Source organism: Cycloclasticus pugetii PS-1 (genome assembly GCF_000384415.1).
GTDB classification, from domain to species: Bacteria; Pseudomonadota; Gammaproteobacteria; order Methylococcales; family Cycloclasticaceae; genus Cycloclasticus; species Cycloclasticus pugetii.
In genome coordinates, this window is the sequence record NZ_ARVU01000001.1 from 1,761,774 (window position 1) to 1,779,614 (window position 17,841).

At 42.5% G+C, this 17,841-nt stretch carries 15 protein-coding genes; 4 read left to right on the forward strand and 11 right to left on the reverse strand.

Features of this window, described 5'->3' with window-relative positions:
* Positions 1–59 precede the first annotated feature (59 nt).
* From CYCPU_RS0108545 to mgtE, 4 genes are all read left to right on the forward strand, one after another.
* On the forward strand, positions 60–1,508 hold the full coding sequence (locus CYCPU_RS0108545) for an RNA polymerase factor sigma-54 (protein ID WP_020162499.1): 1,449 nt from the start codon (positions 60–62) through the stop codon (positions 1,506–1,508).
* Between the two features lie 28 nt (positions 1,509–1,536).
* Entirely contained in the window at positions 1,537–1,827 is a 291-nt protein-coding gene (gene hpf / locus CYCPU_RS0108550; RefSeq protein ID WP_015006451.1) for a ribosome hibernation-promoting factor, HPF/YfiA family, read from the forward strand.
* Between the two features lie 44 nt (positions 1,828–1,871).
* Positions 1,872–2,729: an RNase adapter RapZ gene (rapZ, locus tag CYCPU_RS0108555; RefSeq protein ID WP_016389951.1), complete on the forward strand. Its 858-nt coding sequence runs from the start codon at positions 1,872–1,874 to the stop codon at positions 2,727–2,729.
* A 99-nt stretch (positions 2,730–2,828) separates the two neighbouring features.
* Positions 2,829–4,187: a magnesium transporter gene (gene mgtE, locus CYCPU_RS0108560; protein WP_020162500.1), complete on the forward strand. Its 1,359-nt coding sequence runs from the start codon at positions 2,829–2,831 to the stop codon at positions 4,185–4,187.
* 18 nt (positions 4,188–4,205) lie between these two features.
* On the opposite strand, the gene pmbA is transcribed toward mgtE, so the two are convergent.
* From pmbA to CYCPU_RS0108615, 11 genes are all read right to left on the reverse strand, one after another.
* Positions 4,206–5,561 carry a metalloprotease PmbA gene (gene pmbA / locus CYCPU_RS0108565; RefSeq protein WP_020162501.1) on the reverse strand — a complete coding sequence of 452 codons (1,356 nt, stop codon included), beginning with the start codon at positions 5,559–5,561 and terminating at the stop codon, positions 4,206–4,208.
* Positions 5,554–6,996 carry a metalloprotease TldD gene (gene tldD, locus CYCPU_RS0108570; protein ID WP_015006455.1) on the reverse strand — a complete coding sequence of 481 codons (1,443 nt, stop codon included), beginning with the start codon at positions 6,994–6,996 and terminating at the stop codon, positions 5,554–5,556. The genes pmbA and tldD overlap by 8 nt, the downstream gene beginning before the upstream one ends.
* A gap of 12 nt (positions 6,997–7,008) precedes the next feature.
* On the reverse strand, positions 7,009–7,845 hold the full coding sequence (locus tag CYCPU_RS0108575; RefSeq protein WP_020162502.1) for a carbon-nitrogen hydrolase family protein: 837 nt from the start codon (positions 7,843–7,845) through the stop codon (positions 7,009–7,011).
* Positions 7,835–11,722 (reverse strand): YhdP family protein, encoded by a 3,888-nt coding sequence (locus CYCPU_RS0108580; protein WP_020162503.1) that lies wholly within the window; start codon positions 11,720–11,722, stop codon positions 7,835–7,837. The genes CYCPU_RS0108575 and CYCPU_RS0108580 overlap by 11 nt, the downstream gene beginning before the upstream one ends.
* 16 nt (positions 11,723–11,738) lie before the next feature.
* On the reverse strand, positions 11,739–13,190 hold the full coding sequence (rng, locus tag CYCPU_RS0108585; RefSeq protein WP_015006458.1) for a ribonuclease G: 1,452 nt from the start codon (positions 13,188–13,190) through the stop codon (positions 11,739–11,741).
* A 343-nt stretch (positions 13,191–13,533) separates the two neighbouring features.
* A complete protein-coding gene (locus CYCPU_RS0108590; RefSeq protein WP_020162504.1) occupies positions 13,534–14,121 on the reverse strand; it encodes a Maf family protein in 588 nt (195 codons plus the stop codon).
* Complete coding sequence (rlmH, locus tag CYCPU_RS0108595) at positions 14,118–14,588, reverse strand: 23S rRNA (pseudouridine(1915)-N(3))-methyltransferase RlmH (RefSeq protein ID WP_020162505.1); 471 nt, start codon at positions 14,586–14,588, stop codon at positions 14,118–14,120. Before rlmH ends, CYCPU_RS0108590 begins: the two co-directional genes overlap by 4 nt.
* A gap of 110 nt (positions 14,589–14,698) precedes the next feature.
* The gene (locus tag CYCPU_RS0108600) at positions 14,699–15,358 is read right to left on the reverse strand and encodes a YiaD family glycine zipper/OmpA-like lipoprotein (protein WP_020162506.1); all 660 of its coding nucleotides are present in this window, start codon (positions 15,356–15,358) and stop codon (positions 14,699–14,701) included.
* A gap of 137 nt (positions 15,359–15,495) precedes the next feature.
* Positions 15,496–15,825, reverse strand: a complete 330-nt coding sequence (rsfS, locus tag CYCPU_RS0108605) for a ribosome silencing factor (RefSeq protein WP_015006463.1) — start codon at positions 15,823–15,825, stop codon at positions 15,496–15,498.
* Between the two features lie 31 nt (positions 15,826–15,856).
* A complete protein-coding gene (nadD, locus tag CYCPU_RS0108610; RefSeq protein ID WP_020162507.1) occupies positions 15,857–16,492 on the reverse strand; it encodes a nicotinate-nucleotide adenylyltransferase in 636 nt (211 codons plus the stop codon).
* A gap of 52 nt (positions 16,493–16,544) precedes the next feature.
* Positions 16,545–17,804, reverse strand: a complete 1,260-nt coding sequence (locus tag CYCPU_RS0108615) for a glutamate-5-semialdehyde dehydrogenase (protein WP_020162508.1) — start codon at positions 17,802–17,804, stop codon at positions 16,545–16,547.
* Positions 17,805–17,841: the final 37 nt, after the last annotated feature.

Below are 17,841 nucleotides of genomic sequence, written 5' to 3' on the forward strand. Positions count from 1 at the left end.
AAACTTACAACATGAGATGTCAGCAAGTTTTTAATTCTTTTGTACAACAGGCGGTATAAATGAAGCAGTCATTACAGCTTCGAATAGGTCAGCATTTAACAATGACCCCTCAATTGCAACAGGCTATTCGCTTGCTGCAATTATCGACAGTAGAGCTTCAACAAGAAATCCAAACCGTCCTAGATGGCAATATGATGTTGGAAGTTCCGGACGAAGAGCTTCCTGCTAATCAAGATGCTATAGACAAGAAAAATCTCCCCGCCGATGAAAAAACCAGCGAAGGTTCACAGGATCTTCTACCTGACGAGTTAGCCGTCGACACTTCATGGGATGACATTTACGACCTAACCCCCTCACCCGGACTTAATCAAGCTTCAGACAGTATCGCCCCTGACCCTGGTAGTATCAATTCTGCTAAGCAGACTTTACATGATCACCTGACGTGGCAGATGGAGTTAACCAATTTCTCAGATACTGACCGCGTCATAGCCACCACCATTATCGACAGTATCAACGACAACGGTTATCTAAATTCAAGCCCTGAGCTTATTCACCAATACCTGTCAGAGCAACTAGACAATTTAGATCTAGATGAAGTTATTGCTGTTTTACATAAAGTGCAATCATTCGACCCCATAGGTGTTGGAGCACTTGATTTACAAGATTGTTTGCTCATTCAATTAAAGCAACTGCCAGAAAATACGCCTCTTTTGTCACTTGCTATCGAACTGGTCAGCAACTGTATGCCAGCACTTGGCTCTCAAGATAGTACAAAACTTAAACGCCAGATGGGCGTTGATGACGATACATTAGGGCAGATTATTGCTCTTATTCAGCAGCTCGATCCACGACCAGGGTCAGGTGTTGAAGAAACCAGTACCGAATACGTCACACCTGATGTTTATGTTAACAAAGTAAAAGGTCGCTGGCAGGTTTCTATCAATGGAGAGATCGCGACAAATATTCGTATTAATCCTTATTACCAAACGCTGATTAAACACGGCGATAAAAGCACCGACACTCAGGCCATGAAAAACCACTTGCAAGAAGCGCGTTGGTTTTTAAAAAGCCTACAAAGCAGAAATGAAACGTTGATGTTAGTCGCACAAGAAATTGTTAACCGGCAGCATGAATTCCTTGAGCATGGCGCTATCGCCATGAAGCCGATGGTATTACGTGACATCGCTGAAACCGTTGAAATGCATGAATCAACCATTTCACGCGTTACGACAAACAAATACATGCATACACCCAACGGTATTTTTGAACTCAAGCATTTCTTTTCAAGCCATGTTTCAACTGACACAGGTGGAGAGTGTTCCGCTACTGCGATTCGAGCCTTTATTAAAGAACTTGTTAGTAACGAAAACCCTAAAAAGCCTCTTAGCGACAATAAAATTGCCGTTATACTGGGAGAAAAAGGCATTAACGTTGCGAGAAGAACGATCGCCAAATACCGCGAATCCATCTCAATACCCCCTTCTAGTCAAAGGAAGCGAATTCTTTGATTTTTTACCACCAAAACAGGAGAGTGATATGCAATTAGATCTATCTGGACACCACGTTGAAATTACCGATGCAATTAGAGAATATACAAATACAAAATTTGGTAAAATTAAACGTCATTTTGATAAAGTTATCGATGTACATGTTGTTTTATCCGTTGAAAAACTTGAACAAAAAGCAGAAGCGACTATTCAGCTAAACGGCTCAAAAATTTTTGCTGAAGATACGCAAGAAAACATGTATGCAGCCATCGACAACTTGGTTGACAAGTTAGATAGACAAGTTATAAAACACAAAGAAAAGACTAACGCTCACCGCTAATTAATTAAGGCCGACTTCACCGTCGGCCTTTTTACTGACTTATTATGAAATTTATTATCGTTAGTGGTTTATCCGGATCAGGAAAAAGCGTCACTTTAGATACCTTGGAAGACGCCGGTTTTTACTGCACGGATAATTTACCTGTTGCCTTATTATCAGATTTTGCAACATTGCTGACAGATTCAAAAAAACCTCTCTTTAGCAAAGCCGCTGTTGGCATCGATGCACGTAATGACCCGTCGTCCTTGGAGCAGTTCAGCGGTTTTATTGAACAACTAAAAAGCAATAATATCGATTATGACATTATCTTTCTTAGAGCCAGTAAAGGCAGTTTAATTAAGCGTTTTAGTGAAACTCGACGAAAACACCCCTTATCTGACAGCAATACCTCGTTAGATGAGGCGCTAGACTTAGAACTTAACCGACTTAGCTTAATCTCAAGTCATGCAAGCATCCAAATTGATACAACGCACAGCAATGTGCATGAGTTACGCGGAATCATTCGTGAACGTGTAAGCTTTGATAACAGCACAGGTTTGTCGCTTCAAGTCATGTCCTTTGGGTACAAACACGGGGCACCCAATGACGTCGACTTTGTATTTGATGCTCGATGCCTCCCTAACCCATATTGGGAACCAAGTTTGCGTGAATTCACCGGGTTAGACAAACCTGTTATCGAGTTTCTAGATGATAAACAACTCGTTCAAGATTTTCTTCAAGATACCGCTAAATTCCTGACTCGCTGGGTGCCAGAGTTTATCAATACAAACCGTAATTATTTATCCATTGCTGTAGGCTGTACCGGTGGACAACACCGCTCTGTTTACCTCACAGAAAAGTTAGCAAAATACCTTACTTCTCAAGCACTTAACGTAATCACTCGACACCGCGAATTAACCTAAGTCTATTCGGCCTTGACAGTTCGCATAAATAACAAAGCAGTCAACAAATGATTACGCTAGAATATTAGGTGTTTACAGTACCTGATTTTTATTATTGATATGTCAGCTTCTCCACAACATGAGAACACCCATGAGCACCTACGTTTACTCGCCGGTAACCTCGACAGCGGTGCTTTATCAAAAATTGAAGCCCAACTAAACGAACTTCATCCTGCTGAAATAGCTAACCTTCTCGAATCACTACCACTACAAAACCGACGTATTGTCTGGGAGCTTACCAACCCTGAACTAGCCGGTGACATTTTAGTTGAAGTAAATGATGAAGTACGCCTAGGGCTTATCGAACATACCGATGAAGACGACTTAGTTGCAGCTGTCGGCTCACTAGATACTGATGATCTGGCTGATATTTTTGAAGACCTTCCGAAGGTTGTTTTGCATCAGGTTGTCCGTGCCATGTCAAACCAAGACCGACGACGACTACAGTCTGTCATGTCTTATGATGAGGATAGCGCGGGGGGGTTAATGAACCCTGACATGGTCACTATTCGCCCAAATGTGGATCTTGGTGTGGTTTTAAGGTACCTAAGACAACGCAGTGAGTTACCGGCGAATACTGACAAATTATTTGTTGTCGATAGAGATGATCGTTATTTAGGTATTTTGAACATCTCAGACTTGCTGACAACCAATTCTAAAGCGTCGGTGAGCAACACCATGATCACTGACCAAAAAGCCTTACTGCCTACCTTATCTGCTAATGAGGTGGCCCTATTCTTCGAAGATTACAACCTCGTTTCAGCGCCTGTTGTTGATGAGGACAATCGATTACTTGGGCGCATTACCGTTGATGATGTTGTTGATGTTATTCGTGATGAAGCCGATCGCTCCTTGTTAAGCTTAGCCGGTCTAGATGAAGATGATGACATGTTTGCACCTGTCACAAGGAGCGCTAAACGTCGTGCAGTTTGGCTAGGAATTAATTTATTCACCGCTTTTCTAGCTGCTTGGGTTATCGGTATATTTGCAGCAACCATTGAACAGGTTGTTGCCCTTGCGGTTCTTATGCCAATTGTTGCCAGTATGGGTGGAATTGCCGGTAGCCAAACATTAATGCTGGTAATACGAGGCATTGCACTGAATCAAATTGGCACTACCAATGCTCGTTGGCTATTATGGAAAGAATTAGCCGTCGGTAGCTTAAATGGTATTCTATGGGCTTGCGTTGTCGCCGCAATAACTGGGTTTTGGTTTCAAAGCCAATCCCTCGGCCTTTTGATTGGTGTCGCTTTGGTTATTAACTTAATCGTTGCTGCACTGGCCGGCGCCACCATTCCGTTAACGCTAAAGAAAATGAATATAGACCCAGCTATTGCTGGGGGCGTTATTCTGACGACGGTCACCGACGTTATCGGCTTCTTTTCTTTCTTGGGCCTCGCAACCGTTTTTCTAATTTAAATAAGTCCAAACGCTGACTTACGAACCAGCAATGGTCATTTCACTAACTAAAATAGACCCTGTCCGCGTATTCCCTCTAAGGTCTACATCATTACCCACAGCAACAATAGATTGATAAATATCTTTTAAATTACCCGCTATCGTCACTTCTTCTACTGGGAACTGGATGACCCCATTTTCAACCCAAAAACCTGCGGCTCCTCTGGAGTAGTCACCGGTCATTGTATTCACTCCCTGACCTATCAATTCAGTCACTAGCAAGCCTGTATTCATTTCTTTAAGCATGCCATTAAAATCCAGCTCACCGGACTTAACGGTCAAATTATGTACGCCACCAGCATTAGCCGTGGTTTTCATCCCAAGCTTACGCGCTGAGTAACTACTTAAAACATAACCTTCGACTACGCCTGCTTTAACAATGTTCCTTGCCGATGTGGCCACACCTTCAGAATCATACGTTGCACTACCCATTGCTTGAGCTAACAAAGGCTGCTCATAAATATCAATAAATGAAGGAAAAACTTGCTGACCTAAACTGTCCAAAAGAAATGATGATTTGCGATATAAATTTCCACCTCTAATGGCTGATATAAAATGGCCGATCAGGCCACCGCTGACTTCAGCAGCAAACATAATAGGGCTTTTTCTAGTGCTAATGGCTTTAGCTCCAAGACGGTTTATGGTTCTTTTAGACGCCATTTCACCTACTTTTTTAGCATCATCCATTGCACTAGCCTGACGAGCAACGGTGTACCAATAATCGCGCTGCATAGTTCCATCACGTTCACCAATAACTGAGCAGCTCATGCTATGGCGACTAGCCGGATAACCATGATTAAACCCAAGGCTATTGGCTAGCACTCGGGTGCCCTCAAATGTTTGAATACTGGCACCCTCTGAGTTGCTAATGTCTTTATCATAAAAACGTGCGGCATCTTCACACCTTACCGCCATTTCAATGGCTTCATCCGCACTAATAGTCCATGGGTGATATAACGATAAGTCAGGAAAAGTTGTTGCCAAATACTGCTGTTCTGGCAGCCCAGAAAATGGATCTTCTTCAGCATACTTCGCAATTGCACACGCTGCAGACACCATTTCTTTAATTGCCGCAGAATCCAATTTTGTGGAACTAGCAGAGCCCTTCTTATGGCCCTTATAAACGGTAATACCAATACCCTGATCACGATGATGCTCTATCGTTTCAACTTCCCCCAAGCGTGCATTCACAGAAAGGCCTTGCCCAACACTAATAGCCGTTTCTACTTGGTCTGCACCCTGTTTTTTTGCTTCTAATAAAATATCGGCTGCAATATTTTTCAATTGCTCCGTTTTTTGTTCACTGTTAGTTGATGTATCCACTGACTTAGGCATGCGTCCCTCCTACTGTCAAGCCATCAATTTTTAGTGTTGGCTGGCCGACTCCAACCGGAACACTTTGACCTTCTTTACCGCAGGTTCCAACCCCTTGATCTAATTTGAGATCATTCCCCACCATGCTGACTTTGTTCAAGACATCTGGGCCATTACCAATTAACGTTGCGCCTTTGACAGGTTGGGTTATTTTTCCGTTTTCAATTAAGTAGGCTTCGCTGGCTGAAAACACAAACTTACCCGAGGTAATATCCACCTGCCCCCCTGCAAAATTGACTGCATACAAGCCATTTTTTACCGATGACACTATCTCAGCTGGCTCACTTTTACCCGGCAACATATAAGTATTTGTCATTCTAGGCATTGGTAAATGTGCATATGACTCACGTCGGCCGTTTCCAGTTGCTGCATGCCCCATCAGGCGCGCATTCATTTTATCGTGCATATAGCCCTTCAATACACCATTTTCAATTAATGTTGTACACGCCGTCTTAGTACCTTCATCATCCACCGACAGTGAACCACGCCGACCTTCCAACGTTCCATCATCCACCACAGTGCATAATGGCGAGGCCACCTTTTCACCAATGCGTCCACTAAACGCTGAGCTGCCTTTGCGGTTAAAATCGCCCTCTAAGCCATGGCCTATTGCTTCGTGTAGGAGAATCCCCGGCCAACCAGGCCCTAATACGACTGTCATGGTACCTGCTGGAGCCTCAACTGCTTCTAAGTTAACCTGCGCTAAACGCACAGCCTCTCTTGCATAACTCATTGCTCGATCTTCTTCTAAGAAGTATTCATAACCTTGTCGCGCGCCACCACCCGAACCACCTTGTTCACGTCGCCCATTTTCTTCTATGATAACCGACACATTCATTCTTACTAAGGGTCGGATATCGCTGCTTAGACTGCCATCATCCGTTGCCACCAGTACAACTTCGTAAACACCCACCAAACTAATAACGACTTGTTCAATACGTGCATCCAGTTGACGTGTTTGCTGATCAATACGTTTTAATAAAGCCACTTTCTCTTCACGAGTCATGGTATTTAATGGGTCAATGGGTGCATACAAGCTAGGCATATCATTGAACATAGTAGCCTTTAAAATACCCGAACGTCCCCCACTCGCTATTGCTTTGACGCTGTTCGCGGCGGCTAACATATTCGGCAGTGTTAGTTCCTCACTGTAGGCAAAACCTGTTTTTTCCCCGCTCACCGCTCGAAGACCAACGCCTTGTTCTATATTGTAATTGCCATCCTTCACGATACCATCTTCAAGAACCCACGACTCACTGCGTGACGATTGAAAGTAAATATCTGCCTGATCAATGTTAGTCGACAGTAATGACCCCATCACATTGTCTATATCGTTAATTGATAAACCGACAGGTTTAAGAATCAAACTTTCTGCTTGTTGAATTAAATCGCTCATAATGTCTCGTTATTAAAGTCGTCTATGCTGAATCGCTGGTAGACTTGTTCTGACCTTGTTTAGTTCTGATTTTTTGAATGTCGCTAGGGCAATACCATTGTCGATGTCTAAGCTCGATAGCACATCACCCCAAGGACCGACAATCATACTATGTCCGAAGGTTGAACGGCCATTATTATGCTGACCACCTTGGTTAGCCGCAATCATATAACACGAATTCTCAACGGCCCTAGCCCTACATAATAATGACCAATGTGCTTGACCTGTGAGTTCAGTAAAAGCCGACGGTGCGACCATAAACTCCGCCCCTTGGCGTAACAGTTCACGGTAAAGTTCGGGAAAGCGTAAATCATAACAAATAGACAACCCCATCTTACCAAACGGCGTATTAACTACCACTGGGGAATCACCTGCTAAAAAGGTCTCTGATTCACGATAACGCTTCTTGCCATCCGCTATGTCTACATCAAATAGGTGCATTTTATGATAATACGCCTGTCGCTCACCCTTAGCGTTATAGACCAAACACGTCGCATATACTTTGTCTTGTACCGGCGAGCTTATCGGTAAAGAACCCGCCACTATCCAACACGCCGTCTTTTTTGAGAGTTCACTTAAAAAACTCTGGATTGCCCCCTCCCCTAACGTTTCAGCAATCGATAGAAGTTGCCCCGAGTGCTTGGCCATTAGTGCAAAGTTTTCCGGCAACACAACCAGTTTTGCTCCCTCAGACACCGCTTGGTTCACCCAATATTCAACGGCTGTTAAATTATCTGCAAGTTGGTCAGATGATGTCATTTGAACAGCCGCCACCGTTAACTCTTTTTTCATCATGGCATTACGGCTCATTAGCCTTCTGCCCTGAAAGAGGTAACTGGCCAAGTGTTGCATCAAAAACAGGCGTTAACACATTATCCATCATGCCAAATATTTTACCCCCAGGTTGACTAATTTGTTCTATCGTCGGGTCACGCCATGGCCCGGTAACACGATATTGATAGCCGGCCAATTTATTCACTGTTTTGCCAGCAATTTTTTGAGCGATAAATACCGCTGCGCCGACCAAAGGACCACCAGCGATAGCACCGGCTAAAGGTAAGCTTTCCGTTGTTTTTGGTGTCACCGTAATCAACTGATCTAATTGTTCGTTAACTAAACTAACATCCCCTTGAAAATCTAAGCGAGCCGACGGGCTTTCTAAATAAAAACGCTTTGTAGATGCCTCGCCTTTTAGCAAGTTAAAGCGCCCTTTTATTTTATCAAAACTCAAGCCTTTTTGTACCAAATCACTAAAGTCGAGCTGCAAGCGCCTTTGCAGTGTATTTAGACTCAACAAACCAAAAATCCGCCCAATGCCAGGCTCGACATCTAACAAACGCCCTTGACCTGATTTTATCTCTGCATACCCGCTGAGCGTATCTTTTGAGAAATCTTGCGGCTCGCCTAACCAGTTCAAATCAAAATAAAACTCGACAGGCGCATCTTTCAGTTTCTTGGTGATGTGCATATCCGCTAACAAAGAACCTAATGACTGACTATTAAGCGTTCCTTTTAAACCCGTTATACTTTGCCCATCCAGAACTTCCCACGCGCCGCCCGCTTTAAAGTCATCACGATCTGATTTTAAAGATAATGTTTCAATCACGACTCCATTATCTTTTTGACGAAGCTGCAATGTCAGCGTTCCTAGTTTTGAGCGCCCAATAAAAAACTCTTTACTACTCAAATCTAGATTTGGGATATCAGTAGGGCTCATTGGCGGTATTTTGCCGCTATATACCTGCCCCTCATTAGAGGGTAGTTTCAAGGTATCTAACTCTAGACTTATTGTGCTTCCATCAACAAATTTGTCCGGCACTTTATATCGACCTATAACAGTTGGGCTGTTGACCTCGCCCGACCAAGTTGAGTGCTGATGCGTGCCACTAACAAGCACATTATCAAAGACTCTATCTAGCCATTCTAGCGTTCGAATATTGAGGTTAAATTGGTTGATCATGGGCGGCTCTGATATACGACTTGTGTCAACACCAAGAGCTTGCTGCCACTGTGTAATATTTAACACTTCGATTTCCCCAGATAACTGAACTCCCTGCTTTACCGGTAGTTTCGACTCGTCTTTACCAAAATGAATATCTGCTTTTTCTAGGGCCAGTTTTTTATCCTGACTATTGGTTAATCGTATATAGGTTTTAAGGCTGTCTCCATACCAGGCTTTAATTGGTAATGAGGACTGACCCAGCTGCACTATCGCCTTAAAGGGCTTTACTTGATTTTTTTGCTTACCTATCGGCGCGGGTAAGTCCACCCCTACCCCTTTGAGAGAACTGCTTAATGTGATCGTCGATAACCTTCCAGTCGCTAATCCCTTATGCGGTAACTCAACCTTTACCTTGGCCAAACCAGTACCCTTAATATGCCTCCAAAAGTCTGACGGGTACTGTTTTGCAAGACGCGAAATAGTTAACGGGCCATTACCTTCAATGACCGTACTATCTTTTTCCGTCTTGATCGCTAGACTAAGTTTTTCATCTAAGAAATGCCCAGTAATTGAGTCCCCACGTATGCCTTGGTCGTCATATTCAATTTCACCTTCAATAGCATTAATAACCAGCCCAACATCAGGAACCGTTAGTCGATTATCTTTTAATTGCGCTTTCGCTTTCACCTTTGTTTTAAGGTTTTTCCTAAGCGGTATATCAAGGTTTAAATCTAAAACCGAGGACCCAGACACAGTGCTGTAGTCTAATAAGCCACTCATCTGTTCATTAAGCGGTGACTGCTTAAAAAAGGTATATAAGCCTTGAATATCATTTTTAACCTTACCGCTTAGGTGTAAGTATTTATCTGTTTTAAAATCTGCGATATTAACAAGAACATGATCAATTTCATTACCCGCTATTAAGCCTTCATGCCCATTAATCTTCATCCCTTCATTTTTAAATTCAATATCTGCTGACACGCCTAACGCATCTGGCCACTTATCTGCATAATGTAAGCGGAGATTTTGTGCGCTAAATAGCACTTGAAAAACACCTTCATTTTGACGATATGGGAAACTTGATAATGGACCGCTAAGTAATAAACCACCTCCTTGAACCCCACCTTCTATAAAAGCTGCATCTAACCAATTAACAACCTGTTTGCCCATGATACCAACCGGTAAATAAAGCGCTGTATAGCGGCTATCCGCTGCACCAAAATTTGTTTGCAAGTCGATCGAAGGTTTTTCATCGCCATCAGGTAACGTAACGTTCACCCGTGTTTGTGTCGCAATATGCGGTGAATTCATCGTGATATGATCAGACTTTATTGACCAGCCATACGCGTCTTTATGCCACGTTAATTGACCATTTAGCTGATCAACCGTTATCGGTTCTCTAAACAGCGGCGTAAAGTGTATCGAGCCGTTATCCACATCAAGCTGTAACCAACCTTTATCTTGCGTTGCACAGCCTGTTCCAGAAAAATTATTAATACTTGGAAATACTTCATACGCCTCGCTCGTCAAGCCTTGCAGCTCGCCGCAAGTAGCCCAGCTAAGCTGTGTGTCTCGGCGTTGAATAGAAACACTTGCATGATTTAATAAACCCGTTGGTTTAACCTCTTTAAGAATAGGTAAGACAGAATCGTCTGTCACACTAACAGACTGAAAAATACTGGTAATGGCCTTTAAATTAAGCCCATTTGCTGTTACATCAAAGGAATAATTATCCGCATTATCCGAGCGATATTGCACATTAAATTGGCTTTCCTTCTGCATGCTGTTCTGTGTTTTAAACACTACATCTTGGGCTTTTAATGTCCAACCATTCAAAATGGTTTCCCAAGCAAAATGACTACTAAAGTCAGACACATTAATTTCATTATCGCCCTGCCTAAGGCTGGCTCTTCGTACCAAGGCATTGCCTTTAACCTTTGACAATTTAGCGGCTTTCCACGTACTCCAAAGCTCAACATCACCTTCACCTTGGTCAATAGACAACGTTTCTACTTTTAACCGCGTCAGGTATTCAGCTATATCAATCCCTTCTGCCTTAAAGTAGCCTTTAGCATCCCAGTTTGTTGTTGATAAAACATCCCCTCTAACTTTAATAGCTAAAACAAAGGTTCCCCCTTTTTCTGTTGGCAATGCCGCAGTCACTTTGAGTGCATGTTCTGGCCCGTTGTTTTGAAAAATGATATTTGCCTTTTCAAGGGTAATGTCTGGCAAGTCTCGTAAATCGTCTTGCCATATGATCTGACTATCCATTACTTCATAACGTCTACCCTCTAATAACCAAGAAAAGTCACCTGATGAAGCATCCGTGTTTTTTGCAGTTGTCAAACCAACGAGAGAAAAACGCCCATCAGCAAGCCGCTGTATTTTAATATGACTATTAACGATGGTTATTTTATTTGGCTTGGTTTCCCCCGTCACCAAATCAAGTGGATTAAACGATAAGCGAATTTCACCCACCTTGAGTGCGTTTGTTTGTTTGTTTAGCCCATTTATTGTTATACCTCTTAGACTTAACTGTGGATTGAAACCAGACATTCTCGCCGACAAGCTGGTAATACCAACCTCAGCACCTATTTCTTCAGACAAGTACACTTCTAAATCATGTTTGTACTCGGGCACCTCTGTTAAAAAAAATCGTGCCGTCATTAGCAATACCGCAAGCACACCAAGACTTACGGTAAAAAACCATAATAAGGAATGTCCAAATAAACGTACTTTACTCACTATTAATACTCTAGTTTTATACTAGCACCACATCATATTGTTCTTGGGTATATTCATTTTCTGCTCTAAAACGAATGCGTATACCAACAAAAGATTCTAAGTCTGCCAATGTTGTTGATTCTTCATCGAGCATCATGTCGACAACTTCATTTGACGCCAACACCAATAGCTCCTTTGCTTCGTATTGCCGAGCATCTCGTATAATTTCACGAAAAATCTCATAACACGTCGTTTCTGGTGTTCGCACCATCCCCGTGCCTGAACACGTAGCACAAGGTTCACACAACACTTGCTCCAAACTTTCCCGCGTCCGCTTACGTGTCATTTCGACCAAACCTAACTCGGAAACATTACTAATTGTATATTTTGCATGATCCTTAATCATTGCTTTTTCTAAGGCATTCAACACCGCCGCTTTATGCTCTTCGTTATGCATATCAATGAAATCGATGATGATAATGCCACCCAAGTTTCTCAGCCGTAACTGGTGTGCAGTAACTTGAGCCGCTTCCATATTAGTTTTAAAAATAGTTTGCTCTTGATTACCTCGTCCTAAATAACTGCCAGTATTAACATCAACCGTTGTCATTGCTTCTGTTTGGTCAAGTATCAAATGCCCACCTGACTTTAACGGCACTTTTCTTTCCAATGCTGCCTTTATGTCACTTTCAATGCTGTACATATCGAATAAGGGCCGATGGCCTTTATACAATTCTAATAAGTGTTCTACTTCCGGCATAAACTTGATTGAAAAATCCAGCATTCGATCAAAGTTACTCTTCGAATCTATAACAATTTTAGTGACTGATGTTTGATACCAATCCCGTAATATCCTCAAAGCCAAAGGTAAATCTTCATAAATAAGCCCAATAGGCACTTCTTTTACTTGAAGACTGATCACTTCCCAAAGTTTGTTAAGAAACAGCATATCAGCGCGAATGCTCTCTTCACTAACCCCTTCTGACGCAGTTCTTGCGATATAACCACCTGAGTAACCTTGCTCTTTAAAAATCTCCATACACGCTAGCAACCGTTCTCGCTCGGCTTCGTCTTCTAATTGTTGGGACAGCGCTAATTTTTCAGAATAAGGCAAAAAAACTTGGTAACGAGATGGAATTGAAATACTCATCGTTAAACGCGGGCCTTTTGTACCAATGGGGGCTTTCAAAACTTGTACGACAACTTTTTGACCTTGCTGCAAAAAATGCTCGATGCCTTTGTCTTCCGAGGGAGTTTCCCCCGCCACCAACACGTCAGATGCATGTAAAAAACCAGCCCGGCCGATACCAATTTCCACAAAAGCCGCTTGAATACCTGGCATAACACGACATATTTCACCACGATATAAATTCCCAACAACATCTCGTTTACGCTGGCGCTCAATAATCAGTTCTTGCAAGACACCATTTTCAAGCACCGCCACCCGTGTCTCAGGCGGCGTGATATTTATCAGAATTTCATCGCTCATTTTTTCTAAACCATTGGTTATTTAGTATTGATGAATATAGTTAGGGTATTGACCACTTTACTATGAAAAGCCTTTTTTACTGCGTTGATTTTACGCTTATTACACCGCTGCATTTATCAATTTGCTGATAAAAACAGATAACCAACTTGCAAATAAAAAATGTAAAAACTAGTCCCGCACAAACATTAATAGTTTTACCGGTATGGGACGGAAAAGTTGCCGATAAACCTGAGGCTGACTAAGGCTTTTGTGTTATGCCTAATAACGACCCTCTATAAGCGCCTGTCATGGAGCCATTCAACAATAGCATCACGTTTTGCCCCTATCATTCCAGTTGAAAAAATTAAACAGTTTTAGCTTGGCTTACATCAAGTCCATGTTGTTTAAGTAACTGAGCTGTTTCATAGATAGGAAGCCCCATAACACCTGAAAAACTGCCATTCAATTCGGTAATAAAAACAGCGCCTTTACCTTGTATTGCATAGGCGCCGGCTTTATCTTTTGGCTCCCCTGTTAACCAATACCATTCAAGCTGATGATCTGAGAGAGTTGAAAATGTCACCGTGCTTTCACTAACTACATACGCATTTTGTTGCCCCATAACGGCCACCGATGTTAACACTGTGTGTCGCTTACCTGACAGTTTCCTTAACATTGCCAAGGCATGTTCTTTGCTATCTGGTTTACCTAAAATCTCCCCCTCGATAACAACGGTCGTATCAGACCCTAGCACCAACACCTCTTGTTCCGGATAAAAAACCTTTGCTGCTTTGGCTTTCTCTATTGCCAAACGCTGAACATAATCATATGGCAACTCACCCTTTAACGGAGTTTCATCTATATCGACAGGTTTTACATTAAACTCAACACCCAACTGACGCAGCAATTCAGCCCGCCTTGGTGATGCCGATGCTAATATTAATCGCTTCATTCTCTATGGTAGGGATGGTTATTCATCAGGCTCCAGCCTCTATATAATTGTTCAGCAAGAACAACACGCACAAGAGGATGAGGAAACGTCAAGGCGGATAAGCACCATTGTTCATTGGCTCTTTTTAAGCACTCGGCGGAAAGACCGTCTGCACCACCGATGATAAAAATTATTGACGGTTGAACACCTTGCCAAGCCGATAACTTATTTGCAAGCTCTTCTGTTGACCACTGCTTTCCTTTCACCTCAAGGGCCACGACATAATCAACATCTTTAATCATGGATAAAATCTTTTTCCCCTCCAGCTCCACCACTTTCGACACATTACTTTGCTTAGTCCTTTTTGCAGGGGGAATTTCAATCATTTCAAGTGAGCATTCACGAGGCATTCGCTTTGCGTATTCCTGATAGCCATGACTCACCCAGCTGGGCATTTTTTGCCCTACTGCTAAAATTTTCAGCTTCATATACGACCTATGATTTATGAAAAAGGCGGCTCAACTGAGCCGCCTTTATACTTTCTTTTGAGCCCTTATCGTAACAAGCTCCTTAAAATACGCTGTAAGCTAACGCAGTGCTACCTAACATTTAATGGTGTTAATGTTATTTCCACTCGCCTGTTTTGTGCTCGCCCTTCTTTTGTAGAGTTACTTGCAATCGGACTTTGCTCACCATAGCCCATTACATTAAACCGTTGGCCAACCACACCTTGTGAGCGTAGGTAGCTCGCTACACTTTGTGCGCGCTGTTCAGATAAACCTTGGTTATACGCTTCATCACCTACACTATCTGTATGGCCAATGACCGTAATGGTCGTATCTGAATATTCTTTAAGAATAATCGCCACTGAGTCCAGCACTTGATAGAAGCCTGCATTAATACTTGAGTTACCAGTTGTAAACGTAACATTGCCGGGCATATTCAATATAAGGTTGTTTCCAACACGGCTAACGCTTACCCCTGTTCCACTTAGACGTTGACGTAATTTCGCCTCTTGCACATCCATATAGTAACCAACACCACCGCCTGCTGCCGCACCCAAGACTGCACCTTTCAATGCCGTTTTTCGGTCCCCTTTCATTGCGCCTATTATAGCGCCTGTTACAGCACCCGCTCCTGCACCCATCGCCGCTTTACTGGTTTGTTGTTCTTGTGTATATGGGTTTACTGTCGTACAACCGGCTAATGTAAACATTAAACCAGCTGCAATGCCTGTTACTAAGGTTTTACTATTCATCCAAAATCTCCCTATTAATACGTATGGTTAAAAATCATTGATTCATAAAATCGAGCATTTAAAATCATTGCCATTTCTTTGTTTTGTTCCTTATCTTAACTCACTTAAATGAACAAACAATGAACTTAAATCAATCTTTAAGTATCTGTCTCGACCGTCCAAAGCTTTTCAAGTTGGTAGAACTCACGAATATTCGGCTGCATAACATGAACAATCGTATCACCCAAGTCTATTAGCACCCATTCACCCGCATCCATTCCTTCAACACCGAGGGGTATTAATCCGTGCTTTTTAGAAACCATCGATACTTCCATTGCAAGAGACTTTACATGTCTATTTGATGAGCCTGTCACAATCACTATATGATCAGCAAAAGAGCACTTACCGCTCACATCAATCACTTCAATGTGCTGACCTTTTTTATCATCCAGCGCTTCGGTGACTTTTGTTAATAACTGCTGAGCCATATTTTCTATACCTTATTTTCTAATTATTGAGTTATCTATAAAAACTGTTTTTGTTAATCACATCTAAACACTGACTCGTCAGCATTTCTTTTACAGTTTTTTTATCTTTAATGCGTTGTCTAATCTGTGTTGCCGAAATATCGAGAGGCTTCACTGACTGACAGTAAATTTTACCATGTGTTTGCTGCTTTAGTTGCGACTTATCCTTTGTTAAAAAAGGGGTAATATAACTTTTTACTGCTGCTTCAAACTGGTTATCAAACCCAGCACGATCGGTCACCACGATATGCGTCAATTTTATTAGCTCTTCCCAGCGATGCCACGACATCAAACCATTAAAAGCCTCCATGCCTAACACCAACACCAGCGAGTCATTTGGATACTTTCGACGAAAATCCGATAACGTATCTACCATATAACTCGGCCCACTTCGCTCCATTTCGCAACTATCCGCCACTAGCGAGGGGTACTCTCTCACTGCCAACTTCAATAAAGAGAATCGTTGTTCCGCTGATAACACCGGCGCAATACGATGCGGTGGATTAGCTGATAAAACCATTCTCACCTCATCTAAGCCTATCTCTTTTTGCACTGCGCTTGCCGCTGTCAAATGCCCCAAATGAATGGGGTCAAACGTCCCGCCATATATTCCAATAAATTTGGCCATCACTCACAGCATCTCAAAACAAGCAAACAACAAGCCCATTAATGGAGCAAAACTACTGACGAATATGCCCATCACCTAACACAATATATTTTTGCGTCGTCAAACCAATCAGCCCAACAGGGCCACGCGCGTGCAGCTTGTTGGTGCTGATACCTATTTCACCACCCAAACCATACTCAAAGCCATCCGCAAACCGTGTCGAGGCATTGACCATCACAGAGCTCGAATCAACCTCACGTAAAAATTGCATTGCCTTAGAATAATCGGCCGTCACAATTGACTCGGTATGCCCAGACCCATGCTGATGAATATGATCCATAGCAGCTGTCATATCATCAACAACCCGAATTGACAAAATAGGGGCAAGGTACTCTTCGTCCCAATCAGCCTCAACAGCTTTCTCGCAACTGGGTATAATTTGACAAGTTCTTTCACAGCCACGTAACTCCACTCCCTTATCAGTGTAGAGTTTCGCTAATTCAGGCAAGATATCTTTTGCAATACCTTCGGCCAGCAATAAAGTTTCCATTGTATTACAGGTACCATAACGCTGTGTTTTTGCATTGAACGCAATCGATTTCGCCATTTCTTTATCCGCCAAATCGTCAATATAGACATGACATACTCCATGCAAATGCTTGATCACTGGCACCCGTGCTTCTTTAGTGACCCGTTCAATCAGGCCCTTACCGCCTCGTGGGATAATAACATCCACAAAATCTTCCATACGTATTAGCTCACCAACTGCATTACGATCCGTTGTTTCAACAACTTGAACCACCTCGTTTGGTAAGCCTGCTTGATTTAAACCTTTGGTAATACAAGCTGCAATGGCTTGATTTGAGTGTTTTGCTTCCGAGCCGCCACGTAAAATACTTGCGTTACCTGACTTCAGGCATAACGCAGCCGCATCGGCAGTTACATTTGGACGTGACTCATAAATAATACCGATCACACCTAACGGGACACGCATTTGACCAACTTTTATTCCCGAAGGTCGTGAGTTAATTTGACTGATTTCTCCCGCAGGATCAGGTAAGGCGATTATCTGCCTTAAGCCTTCTGAGATGGCCTGTACACGTTCTTCATTCAACGCTAAACGATCTAATAAAGCAGCATCAAGGCCACTGTCCTGGCCAGCTTTTACATCTAGCGCATTGGCCTGTAAAATAACACTTTGTTGATGTTCTATTTCATCAGCTATAAACGCCAGAGCTTGATTTTTAACGCCAGTATCTGCATTAGCAATAACACGGGCAGCACGTTTTGCCCGCTCACCCACGCTATACATATAGTCTTTTAGTTCGCTCATTTTTTTCCTATAAAAATCATTATTTTTGACATTAATT